The sequence below is a fragment of the Pseudomonas sp. AC136 genome, assembly GCF_979258585.1.
Window position 1 is genome coordinate 5,215,814 of the sequence record NZ_OZ409865.1, and the last position, 16,964, is coordinate 5,232,777.

At 62.6% G+C, this 16,964-nt stretch carries 13 protein-coding genes; 5 read left to right on the forward strand and 8 right to left on the reverse strand.

Annotated features, from left to right (window positions below; genetic code table 11):
* The first annotated feature begins 169 nt into the window (after positions 1–169).
* Complete coding sequence (aauS, locus tag ACZZZU_RS23450; RefSeq protein ID WP_463551976.1) at positions 170–2,071, forward strand: two-component sensor histidine kinase AauS; 1,902 nt, start codon at positions 170–172, stop codon at positions 2,069–2,071.
* The gene (gene aauR / locus ACZZZU_RS23455) at positions 2,068–3,393 is read left to right on the forward strand and encodes a two-component response regulator AauR (RefSeq protein WP_463551977.1); all 1,326 of its coding nucleotides are present in this window, start codon (positions 2,068–2,070) and stop codon (positions 3,391–3,393) included. Before aauS ends, aauR begins: the two co-directional genes overlap by 4 nt.
* Before the next feature lie 194 nt (positions 3,394–3,587).
* On the opposite strand, the gene ACZZZU_RS23460 is transcribed toward aauR, so the two are convergent.
* The 3 genes from ACZZZU_RS23460 to ACZZZU_RS23470 all read right to left on the reverse strand — a co-directional run bounded on the left by ACZZZU_RS23460 (position 3,588) and on the right by ACZZZU_RS23470 (position 6,191).
* Positions 3,588–4,793, reverse strand: coding sequence for a hypothetical protein (locus ACZZZU_RS23460; RefSeq protein ID WP_463551978.1), 1,206 nt, complete (start codon positions 4,791–4,793; stop codon positions 3,588–3,590).
* Positions 4,790–5,278: a hypothetical protein gene (locus ACZZZU_RS23465; RefSeq protein WP_463551979.1), complete on the reverse strand. Its 489-nt coding sequence runs from the start codon at positions 5,276–5,278 to the stop codon at positions 4,790–4,792. The genes ACZZZU_RS23460 and ACZZZU_RS23465 overlap by 4 nt, the downstream gene beginning before the upstream one ends.
* 142 nt (positions 5,279–5,420) lie before the next feature.
* Entirely contained in the window at positions 5,421–6,191 is a 771-nt protein-coding gene (locus tag ACZZZU_RS23470) for an alpha/beta hydrolase (protein WP_463551980.1), read from the reverse strand.
* An 89-nt stretch (positions 6,192–6,280) separates the two neighbouring features.
* Here ACZZZU_RS23470 and ACZZZU_RS23475 point away from each other — a divergent pair, with 89 nt between their 5' ends.
* Complete coding sequence (locus ACZZZU_RS23475; RefSeq protein WP_463551981.1) at positions 6,281–7,720, forward strand: HD domain-containing phosphohydrolase; 1,440 nt, start codon at positions 6,281–6,283, stop codon at positions 7,718–7,720.
* A 141-nt stretch (positions 7,721–7,861) separates the two neighbouring features.
* Here the strand turns inward: ACZZZU_RS23475 and ACZZZU_RS23480 are convergent, their stop codons facing one another.
* From ACZZZU_RS23480 to ACZZZU_RS23500, 5 genes are all read right to left on the reverse strand, one after another.
* A complete protein-coding gene (locus tag ACZZZU_RS23480) occupies positions 7,862–8,170 on the reverse strand; it encodes a DUF4387 domain-containing protein (RefSeq protein ID WP_122494944.1) in 309 nt (102 codons plus the stop codon).
* Positions 8,170–9,555 (reverse strand): acyclic terpene utilization AtuA family protein, encoded by a 1,386-nt coding sequence (locus tag ACZZZU_RS23485; protein WP_122494946.1) that lies wholly within the window; start codon positions 9,553–9,555, stop codon positions 8,170–8,172. Before ACZZZU_RS23485 ends, ACZZZU_RS23480 begins: the two co-directional genes overlap by 1 nt.
* 124 nt (positions 9,556–9,679) lie before the next feature.
* A complete protein-coding gene (locus tag ACZZZU_RS23490) occupies positions 9,680–11,038 on the reverse strand; it encodes a DUF1329 domain-containing protein (protein WP_463383176.1) in 1,359 nt (452 codons plus the stop codon).
* Positions 11,039–11,048: 10 nt separating this feature from the next.
* Positions 11,049–12,827, reverse strand: coding sequence for a DUF1302 domain-containing protein (locus tag ACZZZU_RS23495; protein WP_463551982.1), 1,779 nt, complete (start codon positions 12,825–12,827; stop codon positions 11,049–11,051).
* Between the two features lie 278 nt (positions 12,828–13,105).
* Positions 13,106–14,308, reverse strand: a complete 1,203-nt coding sequence (locus tag ACZZZU_RS23500) for a citrate/2-methylcitrate synthase (RefSeq protein WP_463551983.1) — start codon at positions 14,306–14,308, stop codon at positions 13,106–13,108.
* Between the two features lie 234 nt (positions 14,309–14,542).
* On the opposite strand from ACZZZU_RS23500, the gene ACZZZU_RS23505 reads away from it, so the two are divergent.
* Positions 14,543–15,826, forward strand: a complete 1,284-nt coding sequence (locus ACZZZU_RS23505; RefSeq protein ID WP_463551984.1) for a CitMHS family transporter — start codon at positions 14,543–14,545, stop codon at positions 15,824–15,826.
* A gap of 114 nt (positions 15,827–15,940) precedes the next feature.
* On the forward strand, positions 15,941–16,963 hold the full coding sequence (locus ACZZZU_RS23510) for a phosphoglycerate dehydrogenase (protein ID WP_463551985.1): 1,023 nt from the start codon (positions 15,941–15,943) through the stop codon (positions 16,961–16,963).
* Position 16,964: the final 1 nt, after the last annotated feature.

Sequence of the window (16,964 nt, forward strand, 5' to 3'; positions counted from 1 at the left end):
CACCGCTCTGCTTTTCCCACAGTAAGAGGCGTAGCGAGCGGACGTCAGCCGTAGCCGGCCAGCGCGCAGGAACCGCAGCGTACTCAAGTACGTGAGGATTCCGAGCACTGCCCGGGTGCGGATGGCGTTCGCGCAGTAGCCGTAGCTAGGTGCAAGAAAAGGTTATGTGATGAAATGCGACTCTTCTCTCCATCGCGCCGTGTCGCCATCACTCGCCGTGAAACCCCGTCTGATCCGCCACCTCTTTCTGCCGCCACTGGTCATCGCCCTGATGATCAGCCTGGGCTTTGTCGGCTTCTGGGCCAGTGAGCACGTGGGTATTCGCAGCCTCAGCGAAAACGGCCAGCGGCAGCTGGAACTGCATGCCCGCGCGGTTGAAAGCGAGATCAGCAAGTACACCTATTTGCCCAGCCTGTTGGAGCTTGAGTCCAGCGTCTCCGAGCTGCTGGCCGATCCAACGCCAGAGCATCGGCAAACCGTCAACGATTACCTCGAAGGCCTGAACCGCCGCAGCCGCAGCCGCGCCATTTACGTGATGGACACCACCGGCCGCGTCATGGCCACCAGCAACTGGCGCGATGTGGATAGCTATCTGGGCGAAGACTTGTCGTTTCGTGCCTATTTCCAGAGCGCCATCCGCAGCCAGCCGGGGCGTTTCTACGGCATCGGCAGCACCAACGGCGAACCCGGTTATTACCTGGCCCATGGCCTTGAAGAACACGGCAAAGTCATTGGTGTTGCCGTGGTGAAAGTGCGCTTGGAACCGCTGGAAGAACGCTGGCAGCGGGCGCGGCTGGAAGCGTTTGTCAGCGATGAAAACGGCATCATCATCTTGTCTAGCGATCCGGCGCGGCGCTTGAAGTCGGTGCTGCCGCTCACTGACGAGATCAAAGAAAAACTCGCCCGCAGCCTGCAGTACTACTGGTTTCCGCTCAACGAGCTGCAGCCGCTGGACCGCGAAAAGTTGGCCGAAGGCGAAGAGAAACTCACCTTTCCTGCCAACACCGAAGTAGAGGGCGACGACGGCAACATCAGCTACCTGGCGCAAACCCGGCCGCTCAGTGACACGCCGTGGAACTTCACCTTGCTCACGCCCCTGCAGGACCTGCGCCGCCAAGCCATTAACCAGGGCATTCTGCTGGCGGTGGGGTTTGCCTTCGTGGCGTTTCTGCTGATCGCCTGGAACGAGCGGCGCAAGGTCATCGCCACCCGGCTCGCCGCCCGCGAAGCCTTGCAGGAAGCCAACAATCAACTGGAGCGTCGGATTACCGAACGCACCGCCGACCTGCGCGCCAGCAACGAGCGGCTAAAAGGCCAAATACGCGAGCGGCGCCAGGCCGAAGAAACGCTGCGCCGCTATCAGGACGAGCTGGTGCAGGCTGGCAAGCTCGCCGCCATCGGGCAGATGTCCACCAGCATCGCCCATGAACTGAACCAGCCGCTGGCGGCGCTGCGCACGTTGTCGGGCAACACCGTGCGCTTTCTGCAGCGCGGGCAGTTGGACGTGGCCAGCACCAACCTCACCACCATCAACGAACTGATCGACCGCATGGGCCGCATCACCGCCAGCCTGCGCTCCTTCGCCCGGCGCGGCGACGACAAGGGCCAGGCCTCGCTCGGCAAAGCCGTGGACGCCGCGCTGCAATTGCTCGGTGGCCGGCTGGACGACATGCGCCTGACCGTGCACCGCGACTTCGCCGATGTGCAGTTGCTCATCAACCAAACGCGCCTGGAACAGATTCTGGTCAACCTGATCGGCAACGCCCTCGACGCCATGCAGGCGCAACCGAAGCCAGAGCTGTGGCTTGAAGGCGAGGTGCAAGAGAGCAAATACCTGCTGCGCGTGCGCGACAATGGCCACGGCATCGATGCCGAAGCGCGTAAACATCTGTTCGAGCCGTTCTTCACCACCAAGCCCGGCGAGCAAGGCCTGGGCCTTGGCTTGACGCTGTCGGCCAGCCTGGCCGCCGCAACGGGCGGGCACCTGGGCGTTGAACACCCGGCCGACGGTGGCACCACATTCGTTCTCAGCTTGGCGTTAGCGAGCCCCCACCTTGGCGAGCCTCTATGAACCCTGAACTCAGCGTGCTGATTGTTGAAGACGACCCCCACGTCCTGCTCGGCTGCCAGCAGGCCCTGGCCCTGGAAGACATCCCCTGCACCGGCGTCGGCAGCGCCGAGGAAGCGCTGGCGCAGGTGGGCGACAACTTTGCCGGCATTGTCATCAGCGATATCCGTCTGCCGGGCATCGACGGCCTGCAACTGCTCACCCAGCTCAAAGCCCGCGACCGCAGCCTGCCAGTGGTGTTGATCACCGGTCATGGCGACATTTCCATGGCCGTGGACGCGATGCAGAAGGGCGCCTACGACTTTATGGAGAAACCGTTTTCGCCAGAGCGCCTGGTGGACGTGGTTCGCCGGGCGCTGGAGCAACGCAGCCTGGCGCGGGAGGTGTCGTCATTGCGTCGGCAACTGGCCGAACGCAATTCACTGGAAGGGCGCATTATCGGCCGCTCGCCGGCCATGCAGCAGCTGCGCGAACTGATCGCCAACGTCGCCGACACCTCGGCCAACGTGCTGATCGAAGGCGAGACCGGCACTGGCAAAGAACTGGTCGCACGCTGCCTGCACGATTTCAGCCGTCGGCACAGCAAACAGTTCGTTGCGCTGAACTGTGGCGGGCTGCCGGAAAACTTGTTTGAAAGCGAGATATTCGGCCACGAAGCCAACGCCTTCACCGGCGCCGGCAAACGCCGTATCGGCAAAATCGAACACGCCGACGGCGGCACCCTGTTCCTCGACGAAGTGGAAAGCATGCCGCTGCCGTTGCAGATAAAACTGCTGCGGGTGTTGCAGGAACGCACCCTTGAACGCCTGGGCTCAAACCAGAGCGTGGCGGTGGACTGCCGGGTGATTGCCGCGACCAAAGCGGACCTCGACGAATCGAGCAAAGCCGGCGAATTTCGCAGCGACTTGTACTACCGCCTCAACGTCGTGACGCTGGAACTGCCGCCACTGCGCGAGCGCCGCGAAGACATCCTGCAATTGTTCGAGCATTTTTTGCAGCAGTCATCCCTGCGCTTTGATCGCGCGGTGCCAGAGCTGGATAACCAGACGCTGTCCCACCTCATGAGCCACGACTGGCCGGGCAACGTGCGCGAATTGCGCAACGTCGCCGAGCGCTTTGCGCTGGGTTTGCCCGCGTTCAAAAAAACCGGAGCGGGGAGCGCGCAGCCGTTGGCGTTTTCTGAAGCGGTGGAAGCGTTTGAGCGCAATTTGTTGAGCGATGCGTTGCAGCGCAGCGGGGGGAATTTGAGTCAGGCGAGTTTGGAGTTGGGGATGGCTAAGACGACGTTGTTTGACAAGGTTAGGAAGTATGGATTGGGGCAGTGAGGGCTTGCGGGGGTTGGGTTTAGAGGCGCGTAAGGCTTGAAATTCTGGATCCCCGCGTTCGCGAGGATGACGGAGGTTTTTGGCGCGACTGGTGTAGGAAAACACGCGTCTGCAACCAATCCACCGTCATCCTCGCGCACGCGGGGATCCAGAGTCGTGCAGGGGAACGCGCAAGCCGCACAAAACCAAACCCCTCACTTCCCAAACCGCTCCACCAACTCCCCAGCAAACGCCTTCAACCCCGCAAACTCCTTAAAGTCCGGCGAATAATCCATCTGCTTCGGCCACTGCTCAGCCGCCACCTTGTGCCAATACAAAATCGCGTCATGCCCGGCCACCGAGTCGGGCATTTGCCGGCGGGTGTATTCCCACGGTTCGCCGTTGGCCCAGCGCCATTCGCGCTTGACGTCGTCCGGTTCGTCGTCGGTGGAGACCATCACCAGTTGGCCGTTATCAAAGGTGTAGAAATAGCGCAGGTAGGTTTCATCGTCCGTGCCGCTCAGCCAAATGGTGCACACCTCGCCGTTTGGCTTGCTGGTCACCCGTATTTCCACTTCGTGCCGGTAAGGCCAGCCGAGCGAGACGGGTAGGGTGGCGACCAGGTCGCGGCTGAGGTAGTGCTGGTTATCGGGCAGTCGGCAAAGGGTGGTGTGGTCACCGCGTGCGGGGTTCCATTGCCAGCCGTGGTCGCGGGTGGGAATGGCGGTGAAAATGTTGAGCATGTGGTCGCTGAACATTTGTTGGTCATCACCGAAATGGCCGCGCACCCGTTGCATCACAGTGGCCTGGTTGGCCCACGTCGTTTCGTCGCCCACATGCAGCCCGCACTGCGCGGTAGCCGGGTTGGCTTTGGCGCCGCGTGAATAGCTGAACACCATGCCTTCGGCCAGCACTTCGCCAGCTTCCACTTGTTCATTCCAGCACGACAGCCGCACGTCCAGTCGCTCCATCGCGCAGCCTTTGGCACAGGTGGTGTATTCCAGCACCACGTCCTCGATACCAAAGACGCCGCCTTTGTCCTCAACCACTGGGGGGAAATCCAGGTTCAACGTGCGCGCATCGGCCGCGCGCATCTGTGCGGCCGGCAGTGTTCTGGACACGCTTCGGTCGTACGTACGGGTGCAGCGCCGCAATGTCCACCCCGAGTTGAAGGCGCCTGAACCTTTGCAGTTATCGCTCGACGTGGTGGTTTCAGTGGTATTAGGCGCGCCTCGTTCCAAGGGCGCGTAACTCGCCCACACCTTGAGCCGCCATTGGCCGACAGGCACGGCGTTGGGGTCCAGGGTACGCAGGGTGATGCGGTGGTTTTCGGGGGCTACCGGCGTGGCTGCGTGCAATGCCGGGGCGCTGAGGGCAATAACCGTGAGCAGCGCCAGGCGCAGCAGAGGAAATGACTTCAAGGGCGAGCGCTGCGGGCGTCGCGTTTTTGCAGAATCTGCGAGGCTTCCGTGAACGCCGCCTGAAAGGTTTCACCGCCCACCCATTCCACCGCCGCGTCTTCGTCGTCGTTGTGGAACAAGCCGCGATAAACAATAAGCAAGCCCATCATAAAATCGGTTGCCGGCTCTTCAGCTTCCTCAGCCACCACCAGTTCCAGCACCGGGTACTGCAAGAACACCAGACACATCGCCAACAAGCTGATGCCTTCTGCAGCCTTCATGGTCTGGAACAGATCATCGAACAGCGCCGGGTCGAACCCGTTTTCTTCGATGTCGGCGAAATCGAAGGTGCTCAGGTCGATTTCCACATCATCGAACGGCTCGTTGATCGCCGGATTAGCCAGCAGCGGGTGCACCACTGAGGGTTTGCCCTTGCCCGAGCGGTTCTGCTTGGCCTTGGCTTTGGCGCGCTGGGCACGTTTTTGTTGTTTGTCGGCTGAGGCCATGGGCGCGAGTTCCTGTCTGGGGCGGCCACTGGAGTGGCGGAAGAAGGCGCTCAGTGTAATTAATCCTGGCGCCTTCTGTTGCCCCGAAGCTGCAAACGCATCCGCAATTGTCAGGCTTGCACCCGGCAATCGCGGCCAGCGATTACTGGTTCTCTACGCTTTTCACCGCCTTGAGAATCACCTCGGCCACCTCGGCAGGCTGCGATTGCTGCGGCACGTGGCTGGTGTTCAGTTGGCTCATCTGGGCGCCGATGCGCTTGGCTGAAGAGCGCTGAACGTCGGGGTGAATCATCCGGTCGCTGGTAGCCAGTACGTACCAGGACGGTTTGGTTTTCCACGCGGCAACGGTGGTGCGCTCTTCAAAGGCCGAGGCTTTGATCGGCCCCTGGGTGGCGGTCATGATCGCGGTTTGCGCGGCCGGCAGGTCTTGGGCGAAGTCTTTGGCCATGCCTTCGGGCGTCAGGTACAGGTAGCCGTTGCTGTCTGGCTTGATCTGGCTGATGCCCGGTGGCGTTGGCGCACCTTTGCCTTGTTCGCCGGTGGCCTGGCCGGCGTCCGGCGCGAAGGCGGCGACGTAGACCAGCGCACTGACGTTGTTCTGATTGCCGGCCTCACTGATAACGGTGCCGCCCCAGGAGTGGCCCACCAGCACCACCTTGCCGGGCTGGTTGCGCAACACGCGCTGGGTGGCGGCCACGTCATCGGTCAATGAGGTGAGCGGGTTCTGCACCACGGTCACCGCAACGCCTTTGGCTTGCAGCAACGGAACCACTTTGGCCCAGTCCGAACCGTCGGCAAATGCGCCGTGTACGATGACCACCGAAGGCGCGGTATTCTCGGCGTGGCTTGCGGTGGCGAAGGCGCCGGCGATAGCGAAGGCGGCAATGGCAGATTTCAGCTTGAACGTTTTCATGGGGTGATCTCCTGTTTGGGTAGCTCCAGTTTGCTGACCGACCCGGTTGTCAGGTATCGGTCATTTATCCGACCCAGGGAGTTTTTTTCATGGAAAGCGCAGGGCAGTACGGCATCTCGTTGGGCGCAGCGCTCGATGCCATTTCGCAGGTCGGCGACCTCAGCATGGGCCAGCCCCTGGGCCATTCGCAGCGCGTGGGGCGCCTGGCGCGGCAGCTGGCGCAGGCCGCGGGTGAGTCGGGCGAGCAACTGGCCGCGGTGGAACAGGTGGCACTGCTGCGCTGGTCGGGCTGCACCGCCAACGCCGAAGATTTCACCCATTTGCTGGGCGATGACGTGGCCGGTCGCCGCGCCATGCTCGACAACACGCTCAGCGCCGACGACATGCAGGCTGTGCATCAGGCCGCGCCGCTCGCCGTGGTGCATTGCGAAGTGGCCGGCGAAATCGGCAAAACCCTCGAACTTGGCAGTGAGGTGGAAACCGCCTTGCGCCGGGTTTTCGAAACCTACGACGGCAGCGGTCGGCCGCTGGGTTTGAGCCGTGAGCAGATTCCGCAGGCGGCGTATCAGGTGGTGCTGGCCGGCGACCTCGAGATTCTCAGTCGGGCGCGTGGCGTGGACCATGCGCTGCGCTGGATCGGTCAGCAAGCCGACAAACGTTATCCGGCTGCGCTGGCGAACGTGGTGGTGGAAAACGGTGCCCGGTGGTTGAGCCAATTGCACACGCCGCCGGACGCTACCCGCCATGCCGGGGCTCAGCGCCCGGTGTGCATGACGCTGGTGGGCGACATGATTGATCTCAAGTTGCCGTTTCTCGCCGGCCATTCACGGCAAGTGGCCCATGTGGCCGTGGAAGCGGGGCGTCTGTGGGGTTTGTCCGAGCCAAGCCTCACGGACCTGGGCAGGGCCGCGCTGATTCACGGGCTGGGGCGGGCGGCGGTGGCCAACCATGTGTGGAACACGGTGGGGCCGCTGCCTTATGGCGCGACGGAGCGTGTTCATCTGGTGCCGTACTGGACGCAGAAAGCCACGCGAGAGATCGACGAACTGCGCGTACCGGGCAACATCGCCGCGCATGCCTATGAGCGCCTCGACGGCAGCGGTTATTTTCGCGGCGCGCCGGCTGAGTCGCTGTGCCCGGAGAACCGTTTGTTTGCCGCCGCCGTGGCGTGGGTGGCATTGCGCGGCCCCCGGCCGTGGCGCGCCGCCAATAGTGAAAGCGAGGCCGCCGCGCTGCTCAAGGACGAAGCTCGACGGGGTTTGTTCGACGGCGAAATCTGCGACGCGGTCATCGCCGCCGCCCGTGGCGAACGCAAATTTGCACAGGCAAAAAGCGCGCTGCTCAGCCCGCGCGAATGCGACATCCTCCTGGCCATCAGCAAAGGCGGCAGCAACAAGGAAGTGGCGCGCCTGCTGGACATCAGCCCGAGCACGGTGCGCACGCACATGGAAAGCATCTTCCGTAAATTGGGCTGCTCCACGCGGGCAGCGGCGACCTTGAAAGGGCTGACGCTGGGTCTGATCGCCTGATCAGGGCGGCGCCATGGCGTTAAAAGCCTTGAGCGCGGCGCAGGGATCAAAACCGGCACGGACGTTGATGGCGGTACGGTTCCAACGGCATAAACCTCTGGATGAAGCACCTGCACGGCCCGCAGGTGCTTCGCTTCCACCTCAATCCAGCTCGATGCCCAGCAAGCGCTTGCACTGGTTCCCCGCGTGCATGTCGCGCTCCAGTTCTCCGCCCTGCGGCCAGTTGCGCGGGTAGGAGATTTTCAGGATGTTCAGGTCGGGCACCAGATGGTGCTGCACCTGCTCGGGGTTGGCGCCGTAGAGTTCGGCGAACGCTTGGGGCGCCAGTTTTTCGCTGGTGGCGTATTTGCTGAAGCTTTCTTTGCTGTCGAAGAAGATGTCGACGGTGACCCAGAATGGCCCGGCATTTTTCGAGCGTACGTGGCGGCTTACGTCGTTGAGGGTGGCCATTAGTTGGTCTCCGCTGAGTGGGCGAGGTCGATCCATTTGCTGCGTACCAACTCGTGCCCGTCGTCGGTGTGAACGACGTGGTTGAGTTTGAATTCGTACACAGCGCCGCGTTCGAGTTCGGCGGGGGAGAAGGGGAAGCCGTGGCTTGGCAGCTCACGGTTACGCTCCAGCGGCCAGTGGAAGAACCACGGGTTGCAGGTTTTGGCGATGCGCGTGGCCAGGGCCTGGGTGGCTGCCGTGGCAACGAACAGAATGCCCACTTCCAGCGGCGCTGGCGTACCGGCCGGGCGCTTCATGCCGGACACCGCGTTCCAGCCATACACGCGCAAGGAGATGTTGAAGTCACCTGCTTCGTCACCCATTACGGCGTGCACACGGCCGGTCAGCGCGGCGTGCATGCGGTCGTGGAATTCGTCGAGGCGGCCCAGAATTTCCGGGTCTTCGATGCCGATCAGCATCAGGGTCTGAAAGCGGCCGGCCGCCGCACCTTCGAGCTTCATGGTGTAGGGCTTTTCAATCCAGCGCGAGCCGGTGACACGCACCACACGCTCATTCTTCTGCACGTACTTGGCGTCGGTCACGTCGAGCACGCCGCCCGGTTCGGTGAGCAGGAAGGGGTTGGAGTTTTCATAGAGCATGTGGGCGCACACGGTTTCCGGCGCGCAGGTGTTGTTGGCTTGCAGCGGTTCCACCTCGAAGCCGTCGGCGTCGATGGTGATCAGAATACCGTTGCCATTGGTGGGGTCGACGGTGCACTGCGCGCCGCATTCGGCAATTTTTGCAGCGTGCCAGGCCGGGCCGGCCGGTGCCCCTTTGAGCAGGGCGTAGCAGGCGATCACGGCGGTGTCGGTGGTACGCCCGCCGAGCACGATGTCGGCGCCTTCGCGCAGCGCGGCGATGTAGGGTTCCACGCCCATGGAGGCGACGATGCGTTCGCACGAGTCGATCAACTCATCGGTAATCGGCCCCAGCGGCGGCAGTTCGGTGATTTTGCCGGCGGCGTGTTTGGCTTTCAGGGTGGCTTTGTCTTGCTCGCAATAGAGCACGGCGATCTTCGGGGTCAGGCCTTTTTCGCGGGCAATTTCCACAACGATTTCACGCATCCAGTCCAGTGCCGCGTCGGTGCCTGACTGGCCACACGAGCCGATGATCAGCGGGATGTTCGCCTCGGCCTGAGCCTTCATCAGTATTTCCAGTTCCTGCTTGATGGTGGCGCGCGGGTATTTGCCGACACCCTGAATCATGTAGGCCGCGCCGCTGTCAGTGGAGCCTGCATCGCTGGCGATGGCCTGGGCGCCGAGGGCGATGCCCAGGCGCACTTCTTCTTCGCGGATACCGGAGCCGAGCGAGCCGCACGGGATCAGAATCTTGACTGGGTTTTCCATCACTGCTTCCTAAGGTCTCTGCGCGTCGGTGCGCGCGTTGAAAAAAAGCCGCCCGGGGCGGGGCGGCAAAGTCTCTGGCGTCAGGTCGATGAAGGCGCCAGAGATACGGAGCGCATTGCCAACCTCAGCGGATGCCCATGGCCCTGAGGGCGGCGGGGGTGAAGTCGGAGGTCTTGGCCTTGAGGCCGAACTGGTAGGCGTTTTTCACTTTGTTGAACATGTAGTTGCCCAGGTAACGCCCGGAGATGAGGTCGTAGGTCAGCTCACCGGCGGAGATCTGCGTCTGCACGTCGTAGAACGGCAGGATGTGGTTCTCCGATACGCGCCACAGGTTGCCGCGTGCGTCGTAGTGATCGGCCTCGACGATGGTCCAGCTGTCTTCGTCAATGAACAGATGGCGTTTGGAGTACACGTGACGCTGGCCTTCTTTCAGCGTGCCGATGATTTCCCACACCCGGTGCAGCTCGTAGCGGGTTTTGTCCTGGTTGAGATGGCCGGGGGTGATCAGCTCGTCGTAGCTGTTGTTCGGGTCGGCCAGGCGGAAGCTGTTGTAGGGCACGTACAGCTCGCGCTTGCCCACCAGCTTCCAGTCGTAACGATCGGGCGAGCCGTTGAACATGTCGGTCTGGTCGGTGGTGCGCAGGTTGCCCGGGCCGGGGCTGTCGTACGCCACTTGCGGGGCGCGCCGCACTCGGCGCTGACCGGAGTTGTACTGCCAGGCCATGCGCGGTTCCTTTACCTGGTTGAGGGTTTCGTGAACCAGCAGTACGCCGCCTACGTCCCGCGCCGGGGCGATGTTTTCGGAGGTGAAGTAGTAGAGGATGTTTTTCGATTTGCTCGGGTCGTAGTCCAGCAGTTCCTCGCTGTAGGCCAGGCGGTCACGCTCGGTTTTCCAAGTGTATTCGCCGTTGGGCGTGGTCATGAACGCCGTGGTTTCGCGGGTAAAGCTGCCGCCGCGATAGCGCGTGATGTGGTTCCACAGCACTTCCAGCCCGTTCTTTGGAATCGGGAACGCCAGCGGACTGGTGTAGTTCTCCAGACCATTGCCGCCTTCCACCACGGTGGTGGTTACCGCGTTTTTGCCCGCGGCGTCATAGGCTTTTTGCGGCCACGCCACGCTGCGATGGGTCGGGTAAACCGGCAGCTTGTAAGTGCTCGGGTAGCGGGCGAACAACGCTTGCTGGCCGGGCGTTAGTTGCGCGCGGTACTGGTCGAGGTTCTGCGCGGTAATGGTGAACAGCGGCTTCTCGCTGGCGAACGGATCGGAGCGAAAACCGTCGGTGCTGGTGCCGGCATTTTTCGGCAGGCCGCCCGTCCATTCCGGAATGGTGCCGGCGGCATTGCCGGCGCGTTCGGCGCCTACCGGAGTGAGCGTGCTGCCGAGCTGACCGGCTTGCGCGGCGTCGACGGCGGCAAACGCCGGGTTGATCAGCAGGGGCAGGCAGAGCGAGAGCGCGTAGCGCGATAGATAGTTTTTTGTCATGGGTAAGTCCTCAGAACGTCACGCCAAAGCTGGCGCTGACGAAATCCCGATCACCGTTGGTGGTGTAATCGCCGCCGAAGTAGTCGGTGTAACTGATGCTGGCTTCGTAGTTGTTCAGGTACTTGGCACTGAGGCCGAGGCTCACGGCTTTGCTGCCTTCGGTGAAGGTCGGGCTGTTGCCGTCCACATCGTGGGACCAGGCCAGGCTGGGGCTCAGATCAAGCCCGCCGATCACACCGGGGTAAGTGAGCCCGGCGCGCAGGCGGTAACCCCAGGCATTGCGGGTGAAAAAGCCTTTGTTGTTGCAGTACTCCGGGCGGCTGCTGAGCAGGGTTCGGCACAAGTCGTTGCCGTCTTCATCGAAGTACTCACCGGGGCCGAAATGGCTGGCGCGGCCGAAGCGGTACTCGCCGTAGTCGCCTTCGTTGATGCCGTTGAGGTGGGTGAAACCCACTTCGCCCAGCAAGCTCAGGCGGCTGGCGCCCAGAACCTGGTCGAAGGTCTGGGTGATGCTGGTCTGGCCCTGAGTCATGGGCACGCGGGTGTAGCCATGAATCTCATCGCCCGGAACGCCGGAGTTGGGAATCACGCTTGGCACCACCGGGGCCAGGCGCAGGGTGGCGTAGGTGAGGTCGTCGATGGCCAGCGGCATGTTTGGCCGGTAGCTGAGTTCGCCTTCCACCGAAGCCGTGCCAAAGGTGGTGTTGAAGCTCAGGCCGTACAGGCGGATGTCTTCCGGGTATTCGAGAAAGTACTTGGCGTTGGCTGCACCGAAACCTGGCGCCGCGAAGGGGTTTGGCGCGGTGCTGATTTCCGAGCTGCCTACTGGCGTGCGGCTGTGGTAGTTCAGGTAGTAGGCGCTGATTTCGGTGTCGTTAAGCTCCGGCACAAACCAGCGCAGGGCCACACCGAACTGGCCGCTGTCGCGGGCGTCGCGATCACCGCCGCGTGGCAGGTAAATGGTGTTGCCGTTAAGGCCGCTGTTGTCCGACTGACCGGGCTCGATGTCCATGCCGCGCACCACGTAACGGTCATCGCAGCCGTCGGCAACGATGTCGGAACTGGCGAAAAAGGTGCCGCAGTTGTCGGCGACGGTCTGGTCCCACTCCAACTGATAAAACGCCTCGACGCTGACTGCTTCAGCCAGGGTTTGCTGCAGGTAAATCATGTTCACCGGCAGCAAGCCTTCCTTCAGCTCGGAACCGGGGCGGCGCAGGGCGTTGGCATCCAGCGGGTTGATGCTGTTGATGCCGCCGCTGATAAAGGTGCTGCCACCCCAGCTGACCACCTGCTTGCCGACGCGCGCGGAGCCGGGCAGATCGCCGAGTTCGTAGTTGTGGTAAACGAACGCATCGAGCAATTCCACGCCGGAAGATTGCGCACCGCGTTTGCGGTTGTCGTCGCGAATGTCATACAGGCCGCGGCTTTCGTCTTTGAGCTCGAAGTCGTACCAGTACTTGCCGCGCAGAAACACGCCGGAGTCGCCGTACTTGAGTTCGAGGTCGTGAATGCCCTTGAAGATCTTCGAGAAGGTTTCACCCTTCTTGAAGTTCAGGCGGGCATCGTCGGAGGTGCGCGAGTCGCCCTGGCCGCCGTTGCCCTGGGCAATGAAATCCGGGTCTGGCGCGCGTACCGCCCAGCTGGCGCCGACGGAAAGGGCAGAATCGAGCTGGCCTTCCACTTCACCGATATTGAAATTGACCGCGTGGGCGCCGGCCATATAACTCGCCGTTGCCATTGCCAGAACGGCTGCGCCAGGCAAGCCAGGCCGCTTGATGGTTGCTTTCACGTCTCTTCACCTTTGTTTTTGTTTTCGATGCGGAGCGCGGCAGAGCCGTGTTCCGAGACATCCTTAGGCTTGGTGATCGTCATATATGTACGAAAATAATCTACATATACAAACTGATCTCCATGAAGACGCTATACGTACGCCAATACGTTGTAAATCTGTACGGATTTTGTGCATGCGTCGGCCGGTGGGCGCTCGCAAGCAAACGTCACCCCTCTCCCACGAGTGGGAGAGGGGCTGGGGGAGAGGGGCTTTTCAGGCGAGGCGAGTGAAGGGACTTACCCCGGCAATGCGCCGGTATAGCGGGCGCGGTGGCGCACCAGCGGTTGTTGGTTGTATTGCTCGCTGGCGTGGGCAAACCAGCCGATCAGCCGGGCGACGGCGGCAAGTGCCAGTTCCTGGCCGCCGAGGTTAAGTTTGCGACCGACAAAACTCACCAGCAGGATGAATTCCACCGGCCGCTGCACCAGTTCTTCGGCTACGGCCATGGCCTTGAGCAGGCTGCGGTATTCGGCGTCGTCGGCGAACATCGAGTCGAGGGTTTTCTTCAGGCTGATGGCGCGTGGGTCAGCGGTGGTATGCACCAAGTGGGCGGTGTGGGCATTGGCGCAAAAGCCCGGTATATCGCCGCCCTGGCTGTAGTAATGAAGAATCGGCTCGGCCGGGTCCTTGGCATTGCAGATATCGTCGAGCAAATGGCTTACCGCCTCATTGCGCCCATAGGCGACCCGTCTCCCGCGCGCCGTGGCAAGGCCGGTGATGGCGGCGTAGTAGGGCGTGACACCAGTGTTGGCAGCGGCGCGCACGCTGTAGGTTGAGTGGTCCAGTTCATGGTCAATGCACAAGATCAACATGCGCCGGATCAGGTCGGCCAAGCGTGGGTCGCCACCGCACGAGGCGGCGATGAATTCATGCAGCGGGCGCGTGTCCGGCACGTTGCTGCCCACCACCAGGGCGGCGAACCAGCGAACCACGTCGGCACCGGTGCGCGCGTAGCCTTCGGGCGAAAGATCAAAGGCTTTCGGGTTGGCGCGCTCCACCAGCGGAAACAGGGCAATGGCTTTTTCGATCACCGTGGTATGGGCATACAACGCCAGCAACTGGTCAATGCCGGCCGGCATGTGCGGCAGCGTGGTGCCGAACGCGCCGGGCACCTGCCAGAACATTTCCGCCACTTCCTCGACCGTGGCGGTTTCCACCAACTCGTGGATGTCGCGGCCGCGGTAGTAAAGGCCGTCTTCGGTGAGCAGGGTCAGCGAGCTGTAGGAATCGACACTGCGCTTGGCCCCCGGCTCGCCATTTTTCGGGCCTTTGACCAGGCGCTGGATGTCCGCCGCCCAGTAGCGGCGCTTGCGCGAGCCTTCAACCTTGAGCGAGCGAATATTCTTGCGGCCAACGTAGGCGTACAGCGTGGGCAGGTTCACGCCGAGCAGGGCGGCGGCCTCTTCGGCGGAAAGATAAAGCTCGTCGGGTTGAGTCATGGCGGCCTTGTTTGACGGTGCGGTGAAGGGGGTGAGGCGTCTAGGTCGGCGTTCTCGGCTTGCGGGGAATTGCCGCAGCTTTGCGAGTGACCCACCTGCACGAGGGTGTACAAAACAAATACAGATTTACTCGAAAAAAATCAATGTGTAGGTTTTGCCCAACGTTGCATCTGGCGCTGCCTGCACAGGGTGCACGTTCCCTTCCTGAAGGCTCTACATAACAAGGATAAGAGAATGGCTTGGGTTGGTTTTGCGATGGTTTCTGTGTTCATGGCGCTGATCATGACGCGGCGCTTGTCGGCGATTGTCGCCCTGATTCTGGTGCCGGTGGCGTTTGCCCTGGCGCTGGGGCTCGGTTCGCAGATGGGCACCATGGTGCTGGACGGCGTGCTCAAGGTGACGCCCACCGCCATGATGTTGATGTTCGCCTTGCTGTACTTCGCGGTGATGTTTGACGCCGGGCTGTTCGAGCCGGCGGTGAAGCGCATCATCCGCTGGGTTGGCAACGACCCGCTGCGCATCACCCTCGGCACGGCGGCGTTATCGACTGTCATTTCCCTGGACGGCGATGGCGCGACCACCGTGCTGGTGGTGGTGACGGCGTTTCTGCCGGTGTACCTGCGCCTGGGCATGAACCCGCTGATTCTGGCGGTGATGCTGCTGCTGACCAACACCGTGATCAACATTGTGCCGTGGGGCGGCCCGACTGCCCGTGCGGCCAGCGCGCTGCACGTGGATGCCATGGACGTGTTCGTCGGCCTGATTCCGGCCATGCTTATCGCGCTGGTGTACGCCTTTGCTGCCGCCTGGTGGCTGGGCAAGCGCGAACGGCGGCGTCTTGGCTGGCAGCCGGGGCAAACCGACGACACGGCGCCCGTCCTGGAGCGCAAGGTCAAGGACAGCCATCGCCCGCGTCTGTTTTGGGTGAACCTGGCGCTGACCGTAGGCTTGGTGGTCAGTATGGGCATGGGCCTCGGGCCGCTGCCGGTGCTGATGATGATCGCCCTGGCCCTGGCGCTGGTGATCAACTACCCGCGTCTGGCCGACCAGAAAGAACGCATCGCCGCCCATGCCGACAACGTGCTCAACGTGGTGGCGCTGATCTTCGCGGCCGGCGCCTTCACCGGCATTCTCGCCGGCTCGGGCATGGTCGATGCCATGTCCAAGGCGTTCCTCGATGTGGTGCCGGCAAACGCCGGGCCGTACATGAGCGTGATCACCTCGCTGGCGGCGATTCCGTTTACGTTCTTTATGTCTAACGACGCCTTTTTCTACGGCATCTTGCCGATCCTCAATGGCGCGGCGCAGCAGCATGGCGTTGACCCGCTGCTGATCGCCCGCGCTTCGGTACTCGGCCAGCCGGTGCACGCATTGAGTCCGTTGATAGCCGCGCCGTATCTGCTGGTCGGCCTGCTCAAGCGCGACATGGGCGAGCTGCAGCGTTACTGCCTGCTGTGGGCGCTGGGCTGTTCGGCGGTGCTGATTCTCTCGGCGCTGGTTACCGGCGCAATTCTCTAGTTCTTCTCCCTTGCTTAGCCATTCCCCGTCCGGTCCGGGCGGGGAGTCGGGGGCGGCTTGCTCCGCGAAAGGCCGCTGTCGAGGCGGCGAATGTCCTGTAATGAGGCGATAACCATGCCAGAACACCTCTCTCGTAACGTCGTCATCACCCAGCGCTTTTTCGACCCGCAAAGTTTGGCCTGGCTGCGCAGCCAGGGCTGTACGGTGCAGATTGCCGAGCTCTGCGAAGGGCAGGGCGACGGTGACCTGAGCCAGGCGCAACTGGTTGCGCTGCTCGCTGAGGCCGATGGCTGGATTGTCGGTCACGCCCATATCACCGCCGGGTTGCTGGCGCAGTTGCCACGCTTGCAGGTGATCTCCCGGCGCGGCGTGGGCTACGAACGCGTCGATGTCGATGCCGTGCGCGCCAGCGGCAAGGTGGCGACCATCGCCGTTGGCGGCAATGACGCCAGCGTCGCGGACCATGCACTGGCGATGATGCTGGCGCTGGGCCGGCGTCTGGGCGAGTCGAAGGCGCGCATGGTCAATGGCGAGTGGACCATCGTGCTGGGCAGCGATCTGTACGGCAAAACCGTCGGCATCATCGGCCTTGGGCGTATTGGCCGTGGCGTGGCGAAACGCCTGGCCGGTTTCGATGCCCGCGTGCTGGCGTATTCGCCAACGCTGGACTGGCGTTACGCAAACGAAACCGGCGTGACCTTTGTCGACCTCGACACATTGCTGGCCGAGAGCGACTACGTAACGCTGCACGCGCCGCTGGTGGAAGAGACCCGTCTGCTGATCGACGCCCAGGCGCTCAACCGCATGAAGCCCACGGCGTTTCTGATCAACACCGCACGAGGTGGCCTGGTGGATGACCGCGCCTTGCTGGAGGCCTTGCTCGACGGGGCCATTGCCGGCGCCGGGCTGGATGTATTTCTCAGCGAAAACGACCCGACTTATCGACCCATCACCGAAGCGCTGCTGGCGTTGCCCAATGTGGTGGCCACGCCCCACAGCGGTGCCTCTACCCACGAAGGCTTGCAGCGCACCAACCGGGTGGCGGCGCAATGCGTGGTGGCGGTGCTTGATGGCGACACGCCGCCGCCGGTCTGCGTGATCGCCGATGGTCGTTGCAGCGATGCGCGAGGGCAATGAC

Excerpts from the sequence above, each read along its gene's own strand:
- aauR (WP_463551977.1), top strand. The coding sequence starts at position 2,068 with ATGAACCCTGAACTCAGCGTGCTGATTGTTGAAGACGACCCCCACGTC.
- ACZZZU_RS23475 (WP_463551981.1), top strand. The coding sequence starts at position 6,281 with ATGGAAAGCGCAGGGCAGTACGGCATCTCGTTGGGCGCAGCGCTCGAT.
- ACZZZU_RS23485 (WP_122494946.1), bottom strand. The coding sequence starts at position 9,555 with ATGGAAAACCCAGTCAAGATTCTGATCCCGTGCGGCTCGCTCGGCTCC.
- ACZZZU_RS23480 (WP_122494944.1), bottom strand. The coding sequence starts at position 8,170 with ATGGCCACCCTCAACGACGTAAGCCGCCACGTACGCTCGAAAAATGCC.
- ACZZZU_RS23500 (WP_463551983.1), bottom strand. The coding sequence starts at position 14,308 with ATGACTCAACCCGACGAGCTTTATCTTTCCGCCGAAGAGGCCGCCGCC.
- aauS (WP_463551976.1), top strand. The coding sequence starts at position 170 with ATGAAATGCGACTCTTCTCTCCATCGCGCCGTGTCGCCATCACTCGCC.
- ACZZZU_RS23470 (WP_463551980.1), bottom strand. The coding sequence starts at position 6,191 with ATGAAAACGTTCAAGCTGAAATCTGCCATTGCCGCCTTCGCTATCGCC.
- ACZZZU_RS23505 (WP_463551984.1), top strand. The coding sequence starts at position 14,543 with ATGGCTTGGGTTGGTTTTGCGATGGTTTCTGTGTTCATGGCGCTGATC.
- ACZZZU_RS23490 (WP_463383176.1), bottom strand. The coding sequence starts at position 11,038 with ATGACAAAAAACTATCTATCGCGCTACGCGCTCTCGCTCTGCCTGCCC.
- ACZZZU_RS23510 (WP_463551985.1), top strand. The coding sequence starts at position 15,941 with ATGCCAGAACACCTCTCTCGTAACGTCGTCATCACCCAGCGCTTTTTC.
- ACZZZU_RS23465 (WP_463551979.1), bottom strand. The coding sequence starts at position 5,278 with ATGGCCTCAGCCGACAAACAACAAAAACGTGCCCAGCGCGCCAAAGCC.